The sequence below is a fragment of the Tepidiforma sp. genome, from assembly GCF_026419595.1.
Classification (GTDB): Bacteria; Chloroflexota; Dehalococcoidia; order Tepidiformales; family Tepidiformaceae; genus Tepidiforma.
The window spans coordinates 20850-37638 of record NZ_JANZZD010000011.1; the positions used below are offsets into that span (position 1 = coordinate 20850).

16 protein-coding genes are annotated in these 16789 nt (G+C 71.0%); 7 read left to right on the plus strand and 9 right to left on the minus strand.

The window, feature by feature from the left end; translation table 11 throughout:
- Window positions 1–13 precede the first annotated feature (13 nt).
- The 4 genes from N2041_RS07570 to N2041_RS07585 form a co-directional block, all read right to left on the minus strand.
- Complete coding sequence (locus tag N2041_RS07570) at window positions 14–619, minus strand: ubiquinol-cytochrome c reductase iron-sulfur subunit (protein ID WP_297677411.1); 606 nt, start codon at window positions 617–619, stop codon at window positions 14–16.
- Between the two features lies 1 nt (window position 620).
- Entirely contained in the window at window positions 621–1511 is an 891-nt protein-coding gene (locus tag N2041_RS07575; protein ID WP_297677412.1) for a hypothetical protein, read from the minus strand.
- Window positions 1512–1547: 36 nt separating this feature from the next.
- Window positions 1548–2300 carry a selenite/tellurite reduction operon b-type cytochrome ExtP gene (gene extP / locus N2041_RS07580; protein ID WP_270055261.1) on the minus strand — a complete coding sequence of 251 codons (753 nt, stop codon included), beginning with the start codon at window positions 2298–2300 and terminating at the stop codon, window positions 1548–1550.
- A 297-nt stretch (window positions 2301–2597) separates the two neighbouring features.
- The gene (locus N2041_RS07585; RefSeq protein WP_297677414.1) at window positions 2598–3338 is read right to left on the minus strand and encodes a dolichyl-phosphate beta-glucosyltransferase; all 741 of its coding nucleotides are present in this window, start codon (window positions 3336–3338) and stop codon (window positions 2598–2600) included.
- A gap of 316 nt (window positions 3339–3654) precedes the next feature.
- On the opposite strand from N2041_RS07585, the gene N2041_RS07590 reads away from it, so the two are divergent.
- The 6 genes from N2041_RS07590 (at window position 3655) to lysA (ending at window position 10430) form a co-directional block, all read left to right on the plus strand.
- Window positions 3655–4524 carry an HDOD domain-containing protein gene (locus tag N2041_RS07590; RefSeq protein WP_297677416.1) on the plus strand — a complete coding sequence of 290 codons (870 nt, stop codon included), beginning with the start codon at window positions 3655–3657 and terminating at the stop codon, window positions 4522–4524.
- 33 nt (window positions 4525–4557) lie between these two features.
- A complete protein-coding gene (locus N2041_RS07595) occupies window positions 4558–6321 on the plus strand; it encodes a CapA family protein (RefSeq protein WP_297677418.1) in 1764 nt (587 codons plus the stop codon).
- A gap of 411 nt (window positions 6322–6732) precedes the next feature.
- Window positions 6733–8199: an amidophosphoribosyltransferase gene (purF, locus tag N2041_RS07600; protein WP_297677419.1), complete on the plus strand. Its 1467-nt coding sequence runs from the start codon at window positions 6733–6735 to the stop codon at window positions 8197–8199.
- Between the two features lie 53 nt (window positions 8200–8252).
- Complete coding sequence (gene cysE / locus N2041_RS07605) at window positions 8253–8951, plus strand: serine O-acetyltransferase (RefSeq protein WP_367187705.1); 699 nt, start codon at window positions 8253–8255, stop codon at window positions 8949–8951.
- A gap of 1 nt (window position 8952) precedes the next feature.
- Window positions 8953–9123 (plus strand): hypothetical protein, encoded by a 171-nt coding sequence (locus N2041_RS07610; protein WP_297677421.1) that lies wholly within the window; start codon window positions 8953–8955, stop codon window positions 9121–9123.
- A 26-nt stretch (window positions 9124–9149) separates the two neighbouring features.
- On the plus strand, window positions 9150–10430 hold the full coding sequence (gene lysA, locus N2041_RS07615; RefSeq protein WP_297677422.1) for a diaminopimelate decarboxylase: 1281 nt from the start codon (window positions 9150–9152) through the stop codon (window positions 10428–10430).
- A 9-nt stretch (window positions 10431–10439) separates the two neighbouring features.
- On the opposite strand, the gene N2041_RS07620 is transcribed toward lysA, so the two are convergent.
- Entirely contained in the window at window positions 10440–11120 is a 681-nt protein-coding gene (locus N2041_RS07620; protein ID WP_297677424.1) for a response regulator transcription factor, read from the minus strand.
- An 86-nt stretch (window positions 11121–11206) separates the two neighbouring features.
- Window positions 11207–12982, minus strand: coding sequence for a PAS domain S-box protein (locus N2041_RS07625; protein ID WP_297677425.1), 1776 nt, complete (start codon window positions 12980–12982; stop codon window positions 11207–11209).
- 282 nt (window positions 12983–13264) lie between these two features.
- On the opposite strand from N2041_RS07625, the gene N2041_RS07630 reads away from it, so the two are divergent.
- A complete protein-coding gene (locus N2041_RS07630) occupies window positions 13265–15250 on the plus strand; it encodes a methyl-accepting chemotaxis protein (RefSeq protein WP_297677428.1) in 1986 nt (661 codons plus the stop codon).
- A 353-nt stretch (window positions 15251–15603) separates the two neighbouring features.
- On the opposite strand, the gene N2041_RS07635 is transcribed toward N2041_RS07630, so the two are convergent.
- The 3 genes from N2041_RS07635 to infA form a co-directional block, all read right to left on the minus strand.
- On the minus strand, window positions 15604–15807 hold the full coding sequence (locus N2041_RS07635; protein ID WP_297677429.1) for a hypothetical protein: 204 nt from the start codon (window positions 15805–15807) through the stop codon (window positions 15604–15606).
- A gap of 92 nt (window positions 15808–15899) precedes the next feature.
- Window positions 15900–16319: a spore germination protein GerW family protein gene (locus tag N2041_RS07640; protein WP_297677431.1), complete on the minus strand. Its 420-nt coding sequence runs from the start codon at window positions 16317–16319 to the stop codon at window positions 15900–15902.
- A gap of 81 nt (window positions 16320–16400) precedes the next feature.
- Window positions 16401–16619 carry a translation initiation factor IF-1 gene (gene infA, locus N2041_RS07645; RefSeq protein WP_098502711.1) on the minus strand — a complete coding sequence of 73 codons (219 nt, stop codon included), beginning with the start codon at window positions 16617–16619 and terminating at the stop codon, window positions 16401–16403.
- Window positions 16620–16789 lie beyond the last annotated feature (170 nt).

The following is a 16789-nucleotide window of genomic DNA, read 5'->3' on the forward strand; positions in this document are numbered from 1 at the left end:
GAACCTCCTCTTCCTACGCGTAGGGCACGGCGCGCAGCGGGTTATCGGCCGAGCCGCTGGTGATCTGGCCGGTGTTGACGTTCACGGAGCCGTCGGCGTTGACGGTGAGGCGCATGGTGTCCATCGGGCGCGGCGCGGGGCCGTACACGCGGATACCGGCCTTGGAGTAGGTCGAGCCGTGGCAGGGGCAGCGGAACCAGCCGATGATGCCCGGGAAGTTCACCTGGGCGCCGTTGAAGGCCGGGTTCCACGGCACGGTGCAGCCGAGGTGGGGGCACTTCCAGTAGAGGGCGAGGAGGCCGCCGGTGCCGCCGACCTGGAGGACGTCGCCCTCCGGGCCGTTGAGGTTGACGAGCCAGAACTTGCCCTCGGGGATGCGGACCGGGTCGGCGCCGGGCCGCGGGATGCGGTCGGCGGTGACGGTCACGGTGCCGCCGAAGCCGCTCGGCCGGCGGAGGTTGAAGAAGCCGAGGAAGCTGGCGATGAGGCCGCCGGTGAAGAGGGTGAGGCCGGCGAAGGCGCTCACGCGGAGGAACGAACGGCGGGCGAGCTTGCGGGCTTCGATCTGGCGTGCGCGTTCGATGCGCCCGGTGGCGCGGGGTGCGGTTTCAGCTGCCATGTCAGTGTGCCTCCTGCCCCGGGATGCCTTCGCTCACCTTGAGCTGCCACGGGAGGACGAGCTCCTGGCCCTGGCCGCGGAAGGCGGTGCCGACGAGGGTGAGGACGCCGAAGACGACCACGAAGCCGGTGAAGAGCGCGAGGAGCGCGTCGCGCCGGCTGACCACCCAGCCCATCCGCCAGAGGGTGTAGATGAGGAGGCTCGGCAGGCCGACGAGGGCGACGATCGGGATCGCCTGCTCGACGAGCCAGCCGGGGAAGTCGAGGTGCTGGAAGGTGGTGGGGCCGCCGCGGCCGGTGCCGTCGAGGATGCGGAGTTCGAACGGCAGGTAGGTGATGCTGTGCGACCATTCAGGCCACGGCAGCTGCGACTGCATGGAGCGGACGTTTTCGAGGAAGCGGAAGGTATCGCCGCCGGAGAGCCCGAACCAGGCATGGAGGAAGTAGGCGACCTTGCCGGTGTCCCAGAGGATGAGGATCCAGGTGCCGACGAAGGCGACGATACCGGAGACGATGGTGATGCGCCAGGCGTTTTCGGTGGCGAACCATGCGCCCTGGCCTTCGTTATCGCGGTCGAAGTAGGGGAAAGCGGCGAGGAGGATGAGCCAGACGGTCGGCACGATGATGCCGGCCATGGCGGCGTTCATGTGGAGCAGGAGCTCCTGCAGGTTGAGGAGGTACCAGGGCGCCTTGGAGGGGTTCGGCGTGACGTCGGGGTTCGCCTGGTCGAGCAGCGGCGCGTTCATGAACGTCGACAGGATGAGGAGGCCGACGGTGAAGACGAGCGCCGAGATGAATTCGACGAAGATGAGGTCGGGCCAGACGAGGACCTCTTCGTCGCGCGCGCGGGGCTGAGGCCGCGCGACGGGCCGAGCTACGACTGCGGTTGCCATGCGTTCCCCTCTCTCAACCTGGAGTGTGGCGGCGGCTTAGAGCGGCCGCGCGAGGCCGCCGTCGCGGCGGATGCGCCAGAAGTGCACGGCCATGAAGATGGCGGCGAGCAGCGGCAGGCCGATGACGTGGAGCGTGTAGAAGCGGATGAGCGCGTTCGGGCCGACTTCGAAGCCGCCGAGCATCCAGAAGCGGGTCTTCGGGCCGAGGACGGGCGCGGAGCCGGCGATTTCGGAGCCGACGGTGATGGCCCAGAAGGCGAGCTGGTCCCACGGCAGGAGGTAGCCGGTGAAGCTGAGGAGGAAGGTGAGGACGAGGAGGATGACGCCGACGACCCAGTTGAATTCGCGCGGGGGTTTGTAGGCGCCGGTATAGAAGACGCGCATCATGTGGAGGAAGACGAGGATGACCATGGCGTGGGCCATCCAGCGGTGCATGTTGCGCATCAGCTGGCCGAACTGGACGGTGGTGGTGATGTTCTGGATATCGAGGTAGGCCCGCTCGACGGAGGGCACGTAGTAGAACATCAGCAGGATGCCCGTGACGGTGAGGCCGAGGAACATGAAGAAGGAAAGGCCGCCCAGGCAGTAGGTGTGGGTGATTTTGACGTGAGTGCGGTGGATGCGGGTGGGGTGGAGGTGGAGGAACACGTTCGTCGCAACGATGAGCATCTGGTTGCGCGGCGTGTTCGGGTAGCCGGTGCGGAAGATGGACTTCCAGACGTAGTTATGGAAGAGCTTGTCGTAGATCTTGTCGGCGAGCGTTGGCTTGGGCGGTGCTTCGACGGCCATGTTCCTTCCTTACCTCTGCCACCACTGCCCGAAGAGCACGAGGATCCCGAGCATCGCGGTGATGGTGATCGCAACGATGACGAGTTCGAGGGGCTCTGCGAAGTCGTGCGGTAGATTAGCCCATTCCATGCGGCCGGCCTCCCCCTCCCCGGCTCCGGGGCGCAAGGAGCCCCGGTACGGGTACTTTGTGAATCCTGTAGCAAGGCAGAGTTATACCATCGGCCCCGTACCGGATCAAACCGGGAAGGCCCGGATGGGGGCCGCGCTTACGTTCTCCGTGAAGGCGGCGCGGAACCTTCACGGCGGGGCCGCCCCGGGGCGCCGCCGCCGGAAGCGCATCCGGGCGAGCCCGCGGATGTCTTCGAGGGCGGTGCTGACGATTTTGACCTTCGTATCCGGGTCTTCGACCCAGCGGACGGGGAGTTCGCAGATCTTGAGGCCGGCCTGCTGGGCGAGGATGAGGAGCTCGGTATCGAAGAACCACATCCGGTTTTCGATGTGGGGGACGACGAGCTGGACGGCGCGGCGGTTGAGCGCTTTGAAGCCGCACTGGGCGTCGGTGATGCGGAGCCGCGGGAAGGTGAGGCGGATGAGGGCGACGTAGCCGCGGCTCGTGATTTCGCGCTTCAGCTGGCGCTTCACCTTCGCGCCGCGGGCGAGGCGGGAGCCGATGGCGACATCGCAGCCGCGCTCCGCGACCATGGCGATGAGCTCGGGCAGGTGGGCGAGGTCCGTCGAGAGGTCGACGTCCATGTAGCTGACGATGTCAGCGTCGCTCTGGAGCCACGCTTCGCGGAGGGCGAGGCCGCGGCCTTTGACTTCGAGGACGAGGGCGTGGACGCGGTCGTGCTCGGCGGCGAGACGGCGGGCGAGCTCGGAGGTGCCGTCGGTGGAGCCGTTATCGGCGATGACGAGCCGCCAGTCGTACTGGGGGTTCTGGTCGAAGAGGGCGAGGGTGGCGAGGGTGCTCTGCTCGAGGACTTTGACCTCGTTGTAGCACGGGATGACGACGTCGACGCGGGGCCGCGGCGCGGTCATGGGGTGATTGTGGGGCCGGGCGGCCGGTGTGTCGATGAGCGGGAACCGGGAGGCGGGAACCGGGAGCCGGGAGGCGGGAGGCGGGAGGCGGGAACCGGGAGGCGGGAGGCGGGAGGCGGGAGCCGGGAACCGGGAGGCGGGAGGCGGGAGGCGGGAGCCGGGAGGCGGGAGGCGGGAGGCGGGAGGCGGGAGAGAGGATAACCTCCAACCTCCAACCTCCCGACCCGGGCGGGGCGGACCGGGGGCGGCAGGGCGGAGCGCTGTTCCCGGATGTTTCCCTTCACGGCGGCGGCGGGCTGCCGACACTCATTGCGTGATGGGTAAGGATGCTGCCGCGCTGCTCTCGAGGATCGACGACCTGCCGCCGCTGCCCGCCGTGGCTGCGCGCGTCATGGGCATGGCCGAGGACGACCGGACGAGCGCGATGGACCTCGCGCAGGTGCTGGCGACGGACCAGGCGCTGACCGCGAAGCTCATCCGGATTTCGAACTCGGCCTTCTACGGCTTCGCGCGGCGCGTTTCGACGGTGCGCGAAGCGGTGGTGCTGCTCGGCTTCAAGCAGGTGCGGCAGGTGGCCATCGGCGCGAGCCTGATGACGACCTTCCGCAAGCTGCCGAACGAATCGTTCGACCTCGACCTCTTCTGGGGGCACAGCGTGGCCGTCGCGGTGGCCGGCGAGGCGCTCGCGAAGAAGTCGTTCACGGTGAAGCCGGAGGACGCCTTCACGGCCGGCATCCTGCACGACATCGGGCGGCTGGTGATCCGGCAGGTGATGCCGGCGGAGTTCGAAGAGGCGGTGCAGATGGCCCGCCGCGGCGAGGCGCCGCTCCACATCGCCGAGCTGATGACGACGGGCTACGCCCACGACGAAGTCGGCCGGGCGCTGGGCGAGCTGTGGAAGTTCCCCGGCCACCTCGTGGAAGCGGTCCAGTGCCACCACGACGAAACGCTGACCCCGGAGCAGGATGGGCTGGCGGGGGTGGTGGCGCAGGCGAACCGGCTGGTGCTCCACTATGGGCTCTTCTGCGGGTACGACGTGGAGGGCGGCGAGGTGGCGCCGCTGCCGCCGGACCTTGCGGCGGTGGAAGCGGCCTGCGGCGGCATCGAGCGGGTGCTGAACCGGGCGTTCTCCTTCATCGAAGCGGCCTCGGGCACGCCCGACAACTGGTACGCGCGGGCGAGCTGACACGGGCCCGGCGGGGCGCGCTAGGATGCGCGCATGGAGCCTGCCACGCGGGAGGATAGGCGGGACCCCTGGCGGCTGTGGTTCGCGGCGAGCGTCGCCGCCTGCTGCCTGAGTTTCGGCCTGCTCGCGTGGTCGATCGTGGCCGCGCTTGCCGGCAACGGGGAGGGCCGGGCTGCCGATGCCCCGGGCGCTGCACCATCGCCGACGCCGACGCCGGCGCTCCGCTACCGCGGCGCCCTGCCGGCCGGGGCGGCAGGCCTCGGGCTCCAACCGACGGGCCCGGCGGAGACGGCCGACCTCGCGTTCGAACCCGCGCAGCCGGGCGAGGGCGTGCCGGTGCGGATCTTCGTCGCCGTTGCGGCGCCGGGCGCGGGCGTGGATGCGCTCAGCCGCGATGAGCTGGCCGCGGCCCTCCGGGGCGATGCGGCGAGCTGGGCGGCCTTCGGCGGCTTCGACCGGCCGATCGCACCGGCGTTCGTCGGGGAGCCGGCCGAGGCGCAGGGCATCCTCGCCGGGCTCGGGGCAGGCAAGTTCGACCTCTCCCGGTTCCGCTTCTTCGCCACCGCGGAGGATCTCCGCGCGGCGCTCACGCTCGAATCGGGCATGCTCGCCATCGTGCCGTTCGAGGGGCTGCGGCCGCCGATGGTCGCGCTCGCCGTGGACGGCGCGGACCCGGCCCGGGGGTACGTCGACCCGCACGCGTGGCCGCTCGCCGAGCGCGCGGCGGTGCGGGCGCTGACGCCGGCCGGCGAAGCAGCCCGGGCGCGGATCGAGGCGGCCATCGCGTGGGAGCCGCCGCCGGTGACGCGGGTGGTCGCGACGGGCGACATCCTGATGTCGCGCTGCACGCTCACCGCCATCCGGGCGACGGGCGACTGGGCGAGCCCGCTCCGGTCGCCGGTGGGCGATTTCCTCGCTGCGGCGGACATCGCCGCGGGCTCGCTCGACGGGTCGATCCAGGACTACGCGGAGCCGTACGGCTGCGTGAGCACCACCAACCTCACCTCGCCGCCGGAGGTCATCGCGGCGCTCACGCATGCCGGGTTCGACGTGCTGACCGTGGCGACGAACCACGTGTTCGACTGCGCCGACGGCGGCTGCGGGGCGAAGGCGATGCTGCGGACGATCGAGCTGCTGCGCGCGGCGGGCATCGCGACGGTCGGCGGCGGGCGCAACCTCGACGAAGCGCTGGCGCCAGTGATCATCGAGCGAAACGGCGTGCGCTTCGGCTTCCTCGGGTTCGACGACATCGCAGCGGAGGACATCGGGGCGACGGAGACGGAACCGGGCACGGCGCCGCTGGATGATTCGTACGCGGACGAGAAGTCGACGCCGCCGCGGGAGCCGGCCTTCTACAAGCCGGCGGAGATGCTCTCGCTGACGCGGTTCGAGGCGGCCATCCGGGCGCTGAAGGCGGAGGCCGATGTGGTGGTCGTGCTCGTGCAATCGGGCTACGAAGACACGCACGCGCCGAGCCCGCGGAGCATCAAGGCGCTGCGGGCGGCCGCCGATGCGGGCGCGGACCTCGTGGTCGGGAACCAGGCGCACTGGGTGCAGGCGGCGGAAGTGCGGGGCGGGACGTTCATCGCCTATGCGCTGGGGAACTTCATCTTCGACCAGCGGTGGACGCCGGAGCACACGCAGGGCTACCTGCTGGAGGCGACCTTCCACGGCGCGAAGCTGGCGACGATCCGGATGCTTCCTTATCAAATCGAGGGCCAGTACCGGCCGATGTTCGCCGAGGGCGCTACGCGGCTGAAGATCATCGGCGACGTCATCGGGACGCCGGTGGAGTGAAGCGGGAGGCGGGAGCCGGGAGGCGGGAAGCGGGAGACGGGAGGCGGGAAGCGGGAGACGGGAGGCGGCAGGCGGGAGGCGAGAGGCGGGAGGCGGGAGACGGGAACCGGGACGCGGGAGCCGGGAGACGGGTGAATTCGACGGTTCGGGTGGGCCTCGCCGGCCCTCCGCGGGCACGGAGGCCCGCGACTACGGAGGTGGAAGGTTGCAGTTGGGAGTTGGGAGTTCGGCGGCGGGAGCCGCGAGAGAGGATGACCTCCAACCTCCAACCTCCAACCTCCAACCTTCGCTTCTCCCTTTCTCCCGCTCTCCCCTTCTCCCTTTCACCCCGTCTCCCTCCCCGGCCTCAGCGCCGGAGCGGAAGGGCCGATATACTGGGAGTAGCCGTCACCGCAAGGAGGCCGGAGGGGATTGCTCCCGGAAAGCGATAATCCGCGCGAGGCCTGCGGCGTCTTCGGGGTCTACAGCCCCGGCGATGACGTTGCAAGGCTGACGTTCTATGGGCTCTATGCCCTCCAGCACCGGGGCCAGGAAAGCGCCGGCATCGCCGCCAGCAACGGGGAGGATTTCAGCCTCCGGACCGGGATGGGGCTCGTCGCGCAGGTCTTCGATGAAGAGGACCTCGCCTACCTGAAAGGCCACATCGCCATCGGCCACACCCGCTACAGCACCGCCGGCGGGTCGCTCGCCTGCAACGCGCAGCCGATCGTCGTCCACGACCGCGAGACGGGCGAGCCGATTGCGCTGGGCCACAACGGCAACCTGACGAATGTCGACATCCTGCGCGAGGACCTCGAGGCGCAGGGCATCCAGTTCGAATCGACGGCCGATTCGGAAGTCATCGCCCACCTGTTCACGATCGCGCCCGGCCGGACGATGGAGGAGCGGTTCCACTACGTGATGCGGCGGCTCGAGGGCGCTTACAGCGTGGTGATGATGACGAAGGACCGGCTGTTCGCGATGCGCGACCCGATGGGCGTGCGGCCGCTCTGCCTCGGCCGGCTGGATGGCGGCTGGGTCGTGGCGTCCGAATCGTGCGCGCTCGAGCACCTCGGCGTGCCGATGGAGCGGGAGATCCAGCCGGGCGAAGTGGTGGTCATCGACGCCAACGGCCCGGCGAGCTTTTTCCCGGCGGCGCCCGCGCGGAAGCGGGCGCTGTGCACGTTCGAATACACCTACTTCGCGCGGCCGGACAGCCGCATCGGTGGCCAGCTCGTCTACCCCGCGCGGGAGGAGATGGGCGCGACGCTGGCGCGGGAGCACCCGGTGGAGGCGGACATCGTCATCGGGGTGCCGGATTCGGCGACGCCGGCGGCGATCGGCTACGCGCGGGCCTCGGGCATCCCCTACCGCGAAGGGCTCGTGAAGAACCGGTACGTGGGACGGACGTTCATCCAGCCGGACCAGCGAATCCGGGAAGCTGGCGTGAGCCTGAAGTTCAACGCGCTCAGCGATGTCCTCGCCGGCAAGCGGGTGGTGCTCGTCGACGACAGCATCGTGCGCGGGACGACGACGCCGCGGGTCATCCAGCTGCTGCGGCGGGCGGGCGCGAAAGAAGTGCATATGCGGATCACGACGCCGCCGATCGTGTCGCCCTGCTTCCTCGGGGTGGACATGGCGACGAAGGCGGAGCTCATCGCGGCGAACCATTCGATCGAAGAGATCCGGCAGCACATCGGGGCCGATTCGCTCGGCTTCCTCAGCCTCGAAGGGCTGAACCGGGCGACGGGGCAGGACCCGAACGACCTCTGCAACGCCTGCTTCACGGGGGTGTACCCGCTGAACGTGCAGATGCAGATGGAGAAGCTCGAAGCGGAGCGCGGGCGGGAGCCGGCGCTGGCCGCGGCGGAGAGCCTGCACCGGGCCGGCCGGCCGTAGCGCGGCCATTCGCGGGTAGCAGGGCGCGCGCCGCTTCGCGTAAGGTGGAGCGGATGGGAGTGCTCGGCGATATCCGGGATGACATCCGCGCGGCGATGGAGCGCGACCCTGCGGCGCGCTCGGCGATCGAGGTCGCCCTCTTCTACCCGGGCTTCCACGCACGGCTGGCGCACCGGCTGGCGCACGCGCTGCACCGGCGGGGCGTGCCGCTCCTGCCGCGGGGCATCATGCACGTGGCGCGGTTCTTCACGGGCATCGAAATCCACCCCGGCGCGAAAATCGGCCGGCGGTTCTTCATCGACCACGGGATGGGCGTCGTCATCGGCGAGACGGCGGAGATCGGCGACGACGTGACGCTCTACCAGGGCGTGACGCTGGGCGGGACGAGCACCCGGCGCGTGAAGCGCCATCCGACGCTGCGCGACCGGGTGACTGTGGGCGCGGGGGCGAAGGTCATCGGCGCGGTGGAGATCGGCGAGAACGTCCGCATCGGCGCGGGCAGCGTCGTCGTGACGAACGTGCCGCCGAACGCGACGGTGGTGGGCGTGCCGGGCCACATCGTGGCGTTCCACGATGATTCGAACGGGGCGATCCAGCGGCTGCCGGACCCGGAGTGGGAGCGGCTGAACGACCTCGACCGGCGGATGGACGAGCTGCGGCGGCAGATCGCGCACCTGGAAGAGCACCTGGCGCAGCTGCACGAGCAGCACCACGACGTCCAGCCGGCGCCGGGCCCGGCGGGGGAGCGGTGAGGTGGGCTGGGAGGAGCGGGCGCGGAAGCTGGAGGCGCGCCGGCGGCGGATGCCGGTGAGCGGCCGCGGCCTGCTGACGGTGGAGCCGCACGCGATCAAGAAGCGGCTGGAGCGGCTGGCGAACGGCAAACGGCCGGGCCGGCCCGGCCGCAAGGGGCCGAAACGCGCCTGAGCGGGCCCGCTGCTAGGATGGCGGGCATGGATCTCTCGCAGTACCCCCTCGAAGCGCTCGCCGACAAGGTCGGCACCCCGTTCTACTTCTACGATGCGGCGATCATGGACCGGAAGTTCGCCGAGCTGGCCGCGTTGACGGCCGGGCCGGGGCTCCACTGCCGGTATGCGGTGAAGGCGAACCCGGCCCGTCCGGTGCTGGAGACGGCGCGCCGGCACGGCCTCTGGATCGACGCGGTCAGCGGCAACGAGGTGCTGCGGGCGAAGGCGGCCGGCTTCCCGATGGGCCACGAGCCGCCGGTGGTGATGTACACGGCAGACGTGTTCCGCGACAACGCGCTGCAGGTCGTGCTCGAGGAGGGCATCCTGCCGAACGTCGGCTCGCCGGGGATGATTCGCGACCTGGCGGAGGCAGGCTACCGGGGCCCGATCGCGATGCGCATCAACCCCGGGTTCGGGCACGGGCACGTGCAGGCGTGCGATACGGGCGGGCCTTCCTCGAAGCACGGCATCTGGTACGAAGACCACCTCGCCGCGAAGCGGCTGGCGGACGAGGCGGGCTTCCCGGTGGTGACGCTGCACGCGCACGTGGGCACCGGGCCGCAGATCCGGGAGTTCGATGAGAACATGAAGAAGCTCATCGCGCTCTTCGCCCACCTGCTGCCGCACTACCCGGAGGCGCAGGCGGTGAACCTCGGCGGGGGCATCCCGCACCCGTACCGGCCGGGTGCGCCGGCCTACCCGCTCGAGGAGTACGGCGCCATCCTTGCCGACGGGGTGCGGCAGCTGAGCGCGGCGGCGGAGCGGCCGATCGGCATCGAAATCGAGCCCGGGCGCTACCCGGTGGCAGGGATGGCGCTGCTCGTCGCGCGGGTGACGGACGTGAAGGCGACCCGGACGAACGAGAAGGGGCCGGGCCACCAGTTCATCATGTGCGATGCGGGGTTCAACGACCTCGTGCGGCCGGCGATGTACGGCAGCTACCACCGGATTTCGATCGTCGGGCGGGGCGCGGGCCGCGCGCCGGAGCCGTTCGTGGTCGCCGGGCCGCTGTGCGAGAGCGGCGACGTCTTCACGCGGGACGACCAGGAACTGCTGCAGCCGCGCGACCTGCCGCGGCCGGAGCCGGGCGACCTCGTGGTGCTGCACGATGCCGGGGCGTACGGCGCGGCGATGTCTTCGAACTACGTTTCGCTCGGGCGGGTGCCGCAGGTGCTCTGGGAGGACGGCCGGGCGCGGCTCATCGCGCGGCGGGAGACGTTCGAGGACCTCGTGCGGCGGGAGTGCGACGAGCCGGTGGCGCTGTAGCCGGGAGCGCTATTCGCCGCCGGACTTGCGGGCATCGGCGACGAGGCGGTAGCCGACGTTGCGGACCGTTTCGATGAAGGCGTGGCCGCCGACTTCGATCTTGGCGCGGATGCGCCGGATGTGAACGTCGACGGTGCGCGCGCCGCCGAAGTAGTCGTAGCCCCAGACGCGGTTGAGGAGCTGTTCGCGGGTGAAGACGCGGCCGGCGTTCATCGCGAGGAAGCGGAGGAGTTCGTACTCCTTGAAGGTGAGGACGACGGGCTCGCCGTCGACGGTGACGCGGTAGTTGGTGAGGTCGATCTGGAGGGCACCGCAGCGGATGGTGTTCTCGGCATCGACGCCGTGCTTCCGCCACAGGGCGCGTTCGATGCGGCGGGCGAGCTCTTCCGGGGGCGCGGTGAGAAGCGCGAAATCGTCGACGGGGAGGTCGGCGCTAATGCGGTCGAGCCCTTCCGGCGGGACGAGCGCGAAGAGGATGACGCCGTTTTCGCCGTAGGCGCTGGCGATGATGGAGAAGGCGGCCGGCGGGATATCGCGGAAGTCGAGGACGGCGACATCGATGCGGCTCTGGATTTCGTCGGAGGCGAGCCGCTCGGGGGCGATGACCGGGGCGTTGAAGCCGGCGCGCTCCAGCTCGGGCGCGAGGCGCGCCGCGTCCGGGTGGCGGGTAACGAGGTAAACGGTGCGCATGCCGGTGCAGTCCCCTTACCCGGGCCAGTATACGCCCGGCGGGAAGCGGGCCGGCCGCGCGCTCGATGAATTCCGTGTGAAATCTGTCACGAACCGGCAGGGGCAGCGGGCAGGTAGAGGCGGAAGGCCGAGCCGGCCCCGGGCGCGGATTCGACGACGACGGCGCCGCGGTGGCCGCGGGCGATGCCGGAGACGGCGGCGAGGCCGAGCCCGCGCCCGGTGAAGCGGGTGGTGAAGAACGGCTCGAAGATGCGGTGGTGGAGGGCCGGGTCGATGCCTTCCCCGCGGTCGATGACTTCGACGACGACGTAGTCTCCGGCGGGGAGCGGGCCGGGGTGGGCGTGGGCGAGCCCGCCGGCGGGGACCGCCTCGCGGCGGGTCCGGATGGCGACGGGGACGCCCGGCGGAGAGGCTTCGACGGCGTTCGCGAGGAGCGCGGCGACGGCGAGGCGGAGCTGGCCGGGGTCGCCGAGGACCGGCGGCAGGCCGCGGTCGAGCTGGCGCTCGACCGGGTGGTCGCGCCCGGCGGCGGCGACCGCCTCCGCGACGACGGCGTTGACGTCGACCTGCTGGCGGACGAACTGGCCGCGCCCCGAGAAGGCGAGCATCTGGCGGGAGAGGTCGGCGAGGCGGCGGGCCGCGTCTTCGATCTCCTGCAGGATGGGGCGGGCCGGGCTCTCTGCCGGCAGGTCGAGGAGGGCGAGGGCGGCGTTGCCGAGGATGCCGACGAGCAGGTTGTTGAAATCGTGGGCGACGCCGCCCGCGAGGATGGTGAGGGCCTCGAGCTTGTCGGCGCGGGCGCGGGCCTCGGCGGCGCGAACCCGCTCAGTGATGTCGAGGACGACTGCCATGAGGCCGGACTGCGCGCCGGAGGCATCGCGCAGGGGTACGTAGTGGGCTTCGTAGACGGTGTCGCGCCAGCTGCCGGTGGTGGTGAAGGCTTCGCCGGCGAGGCCGCGGCGGACCTCGGCGAGGCGCTCCGGCGCATCGCGGTTGAATTCGAAGATCGACTGGCCGACGAGTTCGCCGGGGCGGAGGCCGTAGCGGCCGAGGGCGCCGCCTTCGAGCAGGGTGTAGCGGCCCTCCATGTCGATCGCCCAGATGACGATGGGCGCGGCGGCCGCGGCCCGGGAGAGCAGGTCGCGGGCCTCGGATAGGGCGCGGCGGTCGGTGATGTCGCGGGCGACGTGGAAGGTGCCGGTGATCGCGTCGCCGTCGCGGACGGTGCGGCCTTTCACTTCGAACCAGCGGCGTTCGCCGCTCTTGAAGACGAACTCGACTTCGAGGACGGGGACGTGTTCGCCGGCCCAGATGCGGGCGAGCGCTTCGGCGACGCGCGGCCGGTGCTCGGGGACGACGAAGCTGGCCGCGGAGGAGTCGATGAGTTCGGCCGGCGTGTAGCCGGAGACCTCGTAGCCGAGCCGGTTCATCTCCGTGAAGCGGCCCTGCCGGTCGAGGCTGAACATGATGTCGTTCGCTTCTTCGACGAGGCGGCGGTAGCGGTCGGGCTCGCCGGCGGGCTCGGGGAGGAGGGTGAGGACGGCAGCGATGGCGGCCGAGCTTTCGACGGGCGCGCGGGTGAGGCGGGTGCGGGCCGGGAGGCCGCCGGGCGCGGCGCTGCAGACGAGGAACTCGCGCTCGCCGGCGAGGAGCGCGTCGATGGCGGCGGGCGCGAGGCAGGGGACCGCGCGGGCGATGGCGTCGGCGGCGGGCTCGCCGGGCTGCGCGGCCGGGTCGATGGCCGTCCAGGCGGCAGACGCGGCAGCGAGCCGGTTCGCCGTGTCGACGGCGATGACGGGCGCGGGGAGCGCATCGAGGAGGAGCGGGAGGTCGCGCGGGGCGAGCGACGGGTGGAAGCGCAACGCGGCGAGCCTTCCGGGTTTTCGCAGATTCTTTACGAAATCTGGCGCCGTTGCAAGGCCGATATTTGTCCGCGCAATGTTACGGGTTTGTTTCGTCCCCTGTTCTCGCTGCCGCCGGGCCGGGGACGAGCGGCAGCGCGCTCCGGGAGGCGTGGAGGAAGGGGGCGGGAGTTCCCCGATTCGCGGGGCGCGGCGGGCGGCCGAGGATCGAACCTGCAGGGCAGCCGCAATCTCCTTCGCGGCTGCCTAAAGATTGCCACCGGAGCAGGGGGTCTCTCGACTGTGAAACTGTCTCTTTCCGCGAAATTGTTCGGAGGGTTCGCGCTGGCCGTCGTGCCGGCCATCGCCATCGCCTTCGTCGGCTGGACGCGGCTCGACCAGGCCGCCAAGGATGAACACCGGCTCGCCGACGAAGGCGTGCAGGCGACGATGCACATCACGGAGTCGCGCCGCGGCTTCGAAGTTGGCATCACGAAGGCGGGGCTGCTCGCTTACACGACGGAGCCGGCCGCGTTCACGAAGCTCCGCGAGGAGATTTCGCAGAGCCTCGGCCACGGCTCGCAGCAGTTCCGCGAGCTCGAGGCGCACATCAAGTCGCCCGAGGGCAAGGCGAAGTACGAGGAGGCGCGGACAGCCGTGGTCGCCTTCGAAGACTTCGCGACGAAGTACGGCGAGGCGCTCGACAAGAAGGACACGGCCGCGCTGCTGAAGCTTGCCGAGCAGTCGCCGACGGTCATCGGCAACATGACGACGAAACTCGAGGAGCTGAACACGTACGTCGGCCAGCGGGCGCAAGAGGTGGCCGAGGACGGCGAGAACTCGGCGAACCAGGCGAAGCTGCTGATGGCGATCCTCGGGGTGGTCTCGGCGGCCGTGGCCGGCGGCGTCGGCTTCTTCATCGCGCGGCGGGTCGTCGCCGGCATCCGCGAGGCGACCGAAGCGGCGCACCGGATCGCGAAGGGCGAGACGGACGTGACCGTCGAGGTGCGGTCGAACGACGAAATCGGGGAGCTGGCGCAGGCGTTCGGCGAGATGACCGGCTACCTGAAGGAGATGGCCGCGGCGGCCGCGGCGGTGGCGAACGGCGACCTCACCTCGCAGGTACGGCCGCGCAGCCACGGCGACACGCTCGGGACGGCGCTGAACGGCATGGTGACGAACCTGCGCGAGATGATCGGCAACGTGCGCAAGGGCGCCGCGGCGATCACCGAGGCGGCGGAATCGCTGCGCGGCTCCTCCGACCAGATGGCGACGGCCACGGGCCAGATTGCGAACGCCATCGACGAAGTGACGCGGAGCGCGGTGGCGCTGAGCGGGCTCTCGCAGGAGAGCGCGCGCGAAGTGGAGCAGCTGGCGAGCGGCTCGCAGCAGCTGGCCTCGACGGCGGCGACCTCGGCCGATTCGGCGAAGCAGTCGCGCGTGGTCGCGGCGGAGATCGGCGAGCGGATCCAGGCCGTGGCGGCCGCGTCGGAGGACGTGGCCCGTTCGGCGGAGGAGTCGCGGCTGGCGGCCCAGCGCGGGCAGGAAGCCGTGGCGCAGGCTGTGGCCTCGATGGAATCGATTGCGGCGGCCGTCGAGCGCGCTTCGAAGACGGTGGACATGCTCGGCGAGTACGGCCAGCAGATCGGCGACATCGTCAAGGCGATCGACGAGATCGCGGCGCAGACGAACCTGCTCGCGCTGAACGCGGCGATCGAAGCCGCCCGGGCCGGCGAACAGGGGCGCGGGTTCGCGGTCGTTGCTGAGAACGTCCGGTCGCTGGCGGAGCGTTCGAGCGCCTCGACGAAGGAGATCGCGGACCTCATCGCGAAGGTGCAGCAGGGCACGCAGGAGGCCGTCGAAGCGATGGCGGCGGGCGTGCGCGACGTCGAAGCCGGCCGGGGCATCACGAGCGAAGCGGGCCGCGCGCTCGATTCGATCATCGCCTCGGTGCAGGAGTCGGCCGTCCGGATGGCGCAGATTGCGCGGGACGTGCAGGGGCTGGCCTCGGGCGCGGAGCGGATCGTGACGTCGGCGGAGCAGATCGCGACGATGGCCGGCGAATCGGCGGAGGGCGCGACCTCGATGGCCTCGGCGACGAGCCGGGTGACGGACGCGATCATCCAGGTCTCGGCGACGAGCGAGCAGACGAGCGCGTCGGCGGAAGAGGTCTCGGCCTCGACGGAGGAGCTTTCGGCACAGGCGCAGGAACTGGCGGCGACCGCGAGCCAGATGCGGGAGCTGGCGGAGGCGCTGAACTCGGCGACGGCGCGGTTCCGGCTCGCGTAGGCCGGGAGCCGGGAGCCGGGAGCCGGGAGCCGGGAGCCGGGAGCCGGGAGCCGGGAGCACGATGGTTCATGTGCGGCGGGGGCGCAAGGCTGCGCCCCCGCCGTTCGTTGCTGGCGGAACCGTTCGATGTTTTTCCGCCGTGGAGCGCGACGCGGGGTGAGCGGCTGGCACGGCTGGCGCCGCGCGGGATGGCTGGCCGCCTTCGGCGGCGGCGCCGCGGGATGCCGCCGCTCCGCGGCGGCGGCGGAGGGGAGGTGGGAGGTGGGAGGTGGGCGCTGGGAAGTGGGAGTTGGGAGTTGGGAGCGTAACGCGCGTCCCGCGGCCGGCAACCTCCAACCTTCAACCTTCAACCTCTACGGGGAGTAGAGGGCGACGAGGCGGCCGGGGAAGAGGGCGCGGGCGCGTTCGAGCGCTTCGCAGGGGCTGCTGGAGGCATCGAGGCCGAGCGGGAGCCAGCCGCCGGGGCGGTCCGGCGATGCGCCGGGCTCGACCACCCGGACGGTCCAGCCTTCGGGTGAGCAGCGAACGAGGACACAGGTCGCGGTAACGGCTGACATGCCCCCATGGTCGGGCGGCTACTGCGAACGGTTGACGATCGAGGGGCCCGGGTTTCGTGGCCGATGGGCCGAAAAACCCGGCCGCGCGGGGTTCAGCCCCGGAGGAGCTTCGCGAGGCCGCGGAGGGTGAGCCACCCAGCGAACGCGCCGGCGAGGACGAGCGGCACGAGCGCGGCCGGGTCCTTGATGCGGTGGAAGGTGGCCTGCCCGTCCTGGATTTCGATGTAGCCGACCGGGCTGGCCATGACGCCGCCGCCGGCGCCGGAGCCTTCGCCGATGTCGCCCTCGTCGCCGTCGTCGTCGATGCCGCGGCCGGCGCCGCCGCCGAAGCCCCAGCGGACCTTCGCGACGGGCACGACGGTGACGCCGTCGCGGTCGACCGGGTCGCCGAAGACAGCGGCGGCGCTGGCGTGGAGCCCGATGCGGGCGGCGATGCGTTCGACGAAGGAAGCGGAGGCGCCGGAGGCAGCTTCCTGGGCTTCGCGGAGGACGCGGGCGAGGTCATCGGTCATGGGAGGCACCTCCCGAACGGGATAGGGGCCATGGTGCGCCCCGCCCGGGCGCATGGCAAGCCGGGGGATGCAGAGATTCGGCTACTTGAAGCGGTAGGTGATGCGGCCGCGGGTGAGGTCGTAGGGGGAGAGTTCGACGAGGACGCGGTCGCCGGTGAGGATTTTGATGTAGTTCTTCCGGATTTTGCCGCTGATGTGGGCGAGGACGAGGTGGCCGTTGGCCAGCTCGACGCGGAAGGTGGCGTTGGGGAGGGGCTGGGTGACGACGCCTTCGACTTCGATGCCGTCGTTTTCTGCCATGGTCGCTCCTTTCGTGGTGCGTGGGGATGGGGGAGAAACGGACCGCGGGCGGGGTTTGGAGCCCCCGCCCGCGGTGTGCCTGGTGCGAACCGTGCGCGCCGTTCCCGCGCGGCGCGGCGGGGGCGGATTAGAAGCGGCGGTTGCCGGAGTAGCCGCCGCCGAAGCTGCCG

Excerpts from the sequence above, each read along its gene's own strand:
- N2041_RS07570 (WP_297677411.1), bottom strand. The coding sequence starts at position 619 with ATGGCAGCTGAAACCGCACCCCGCGCCACCGGGCGCATCGAACGCGCA.
- N2041_RS07575 (WP_297677412.1), bottom strand. The coding sequence starts at position 1,511 with ATGGCAACCGCAGTCGTAGCTCGGCCCGTCGCGCGGCCTCAGCCCCGC.
- extP (WP_270055261.1), bottom strand. The coding sequence starts at position 2,300 with ATGGCCGTCGAAGCACCGCCCAAGCCAACGCTCGCCGACAAGATCTAC.
- N2041_RS07585 (WP_297677414.1), bottom strand. The coding sequence starts at position 3,338 with ATGACCGCGCCGCGGCCCCGCGTCGACGTCGTCATCCCGTGCTACAAC.
- N2041_RS07590 (WP_297677416.1), top strand. The coding sequence starts at position 3,655 with ATGGGTAAGGATGCTGCCGCGCTGCTCTCGAGGATCGACGACCTGCCG.
- N2041_RS07595 (WP_297677418.1), top strand. The coding sequence starts at position 4,558 with ATGGAGCCTGCCACGCGGGAGGATAGGCGGGACCCCTGGCGGCTGTGG.
- cysE (WP_367187705.1), top strand. The coding sequence starts at position 8,253 with ATGGGAGTGCTCGGCGATATCCGGGATGACATCCGCGCGGCGATGGAG.
- lysA (WP_297677422.1), top strand. The coding sequence starts at position 9,150 with ATGGATCTCTCGCAGTACCCCCTCGAAGCGCTCGCCGACAAGGTCGGC.
- N2041_RS07620 (WP_297677424.1), bottom strand. The coding sequence starts at position 11,120 with ATGCGCACCGTTTACCTCGTTACCCGCCACCCGGACGCGGCGCGCCTC.
- N2041_RS07635 (WP_297677429.1), bottom strand. The coding sequence starts at position 15,807 with ATGTCAGCCGTTACCGCGACCTGTGTCCTCGTTCGCTGCTCACCCGAA.
- N2041_RS07640 (WP_297677431.1), bottom strand. The coding sequence starts at position 16,319 with ATGACCGATGACCTCGCCCGCGTCCTCCGCGAAGCCCAGGAAGCTGCC.
- infA (WP_098502711.1), bottom strand. The coding sequence starts at position 16,619 with ATGGCAGAAAACGACGGCATCGAAGTCGAAGGCGTCGTCACCCAGCCC.